Raw genomic sequence first — 2,215 nt, 5'->3', positions numbered from 1 at the left:
GCGTACGAGCGGCTCAGGGCCGCGGTCGCCGCCTCCCGTGCCGAGGTGAGCGCGGCCTCGGCCGCCGCGAGGTCCCTGCGGGCCGCGTCGTGCCGTTCACCGAGCTCCGCGTCGTCCGCGTCCAGATCGTCGACCTCGGCCCTGAGCCGCTCGTACGCCTCCTGTGCGGTGACCGCGCGCTCGGCCGCCCCGTCGCGCGCCTCGGCGAGGCGGTCGATCTCGGCCTGGGCGGACGCGGCCCGCGAACGCGCCGCGTTGACCTGACCGCCGAGCCGCGCCAGGCCCTCCCTGCGGTCGGCGATGGCCCGTGCCACGTCCTTGAGCCTGCGCTCCTCGACCGCGAGGCGCTGCTCCAGGTCGGCCCGGTGGGCCACGGTGTCGTCGAGGGCGTGCTCGGCGGCTTCGAGCGCCGCCTCGAGCTCGGCCTCCTGCTCGCGGATGCGGGCGGCCTCGCGCTCCATGTCCTCGGGGTCGCGGCCGCGCCGCTCCTCGGGGGGCGCGGCGGTGGCGCTCTTGACCCGGGCGTCCGCCAGCGAGACGGTGCCGCGCACCCGCTCGGCGAGCTGCGAGAGCTCGTACCAGGTCTGCTGGGCCCGCTGAAGGCGCGGGGTGAGGCGGCGCACCTCTTCCTCAAGGCGGGCCTCGCGGTGGAGGGCCGCCTTCAGTTCGGCCTCCGCGCTGTCCTTGCGCTCCTTGAGGGCGGCCTCGTCGGCGACCTCGGCGTTCAGCGCCTCGCGGAGTTTGACCAGGTCGTCGGCGAGCAGCCGGAGGCGGGCGTCGCGCAGGTCGGCCTGGATGACGGCGGCGCGGCGGGCCACGGCGGCCTGGCGGCCGAGGGGCTTGAGCTGGCGCCGCAGTTCGTCGGTGAGGTCCTGCACGCGCGCGAGGTTGGCCTTCATCGCGTCGAGCTTGCGCAGCGCCTTCTCTTTGCGCTTGCGGTGCTTGAGGACGCCCGCGGCCTCCTCGATGAAGGCGCGGCGGCCCATGGGATCGGCGTGCAGGACCCCGTCGAGCTGCCCCTGGCCGACGATGACGTGCATCTCGCGGCCGATGCCGGAGTCGGAGAGCAGTTCCTGGATGTCCAGGAGGCGGCAGGTGTCGCCGTTGATCTGGTACTCGCTGCCGCCGTTGCGGAACATGATCCGCGTGATGGTGACCTCGGCGTACTCGATGGGCAGCGCGCCGTCGGAGTTGTCGATGGTGAGCGAGACCTCGGCGCGGCCGAGCGGCGGGCGCCCGGTGGTGCCGGCGAAGATGACGTCCTCCATCTTGCCGCCGCGCAGCGATTTGGCGCCCTGCTCGCCCATGACCCAGCTCAAGGCGTCCACGACATTGGACTTGCCGGAGCCGTTGGGTCCGACGACGCAGGTGATGCCGGGCTCGAACTTCAGCGTCGTCGCCGACGCGAACGACTTGAAGCCACGCAGGGTCAGGGCCTTGAGATGCACGCCGTCGGACTCTACCTTTCGCCGCCCGTTTCACCGATGAAGGTGCAGGGCACATCAGACGGTAAAGGAAGCGACGCGGCGGATGACCGGCTTCGGGGGACAAGAAAGAAGGGACGCCGAAGCGTCCCTTGCAGATCTGGAAAGCAGGCGGCTGACAGGCCCGCCTGACCAACATGCTTACCGAGAGCCTTCCTCACCTTCGCGAAGGCCCTGTGCGAGCGTGCTCAATTGGGGGTCAGGTGAGCGCAGGCTCCGCCTGGGGTACGTCAATGCTCTCCATGAGCGATTCGTGAGAAGCGGCAGCCGCGAGAGCCTCGTTCTCCTGGTGGATCCGCATGAGCTCGGATTCCAGGTCCTGCACACGCTGCTGGAGCCTTCGCATCTCAGCGAGAAGTCGCGGGTCGCTGCCGCCGACGTAACCGAGAAGCGCCTTTGCCATGATGAATGGTCCTCCACACTGAGTGACCGACCGAAGCGGTGTGGGTCGTGGGAATCGCACCCGCGGTGCCTGGCACTCATTGTTCTGCGGGTCTTGCTGGGCCGTTCTCACATGCCAAACAGCTAAGGTGCGCGGGGCTTCCAGAGTCTCACCAAAAAGTTTGACGGTCAACACGATCACGCCCCGTACCGCAGGGCGTCCCGGGGGCGCGCGGCCCGGAAAGTGGCGGCGCTCTTCTCCTGCGGGGCCCTGGGGGCGTGGAGATCATCCTTACTCGCGGAGCCTGCCACTGCAAGGGGTTCTTGGCAACCACCAGGCTCTTTCTGCC

General features: G+C 70.0%; 2 protein-coding genes. Both read right to left on the bottom strand.

All coding sequences use genetic code 11. From position 1 onward, the window contains the following. Positions 1-1,448 (bottom strand): chromosome segregation SMC family protein (locus AB8Z36_RS37100; protein WP_369217786.1); only part of this gene is annotated, 1,448 nt, incomplete at its 3' end. Positions 1,449-1,683: 235 nt separating this feature from the next. After that, positions 1,684-1,887, bottom strand: a complete 204-nt coding sequence (locus AB8Z36_RS37095; RefSeq protein WP_369217785.1) for a hypothetical protein — start codon at positions 1,885-1,887, stop codon at positions 1,684-1,686. Positions 1,888-2,215 lie beyond the last annotated feature (328 nt).

The sequence above is a fragment of the Streptomyces flavofungini genome, assembly GCF_041028215.1.
Lineage (GTDB): Bacteria > Actinomycetota > Actinomycetes > Streptomycetales > Streptomycetaceae > Streptomyces > Streptomyces flavofungini_B.
This window is presented reverse-complemented; position numbering and strand designations above follow the sequence as displayed.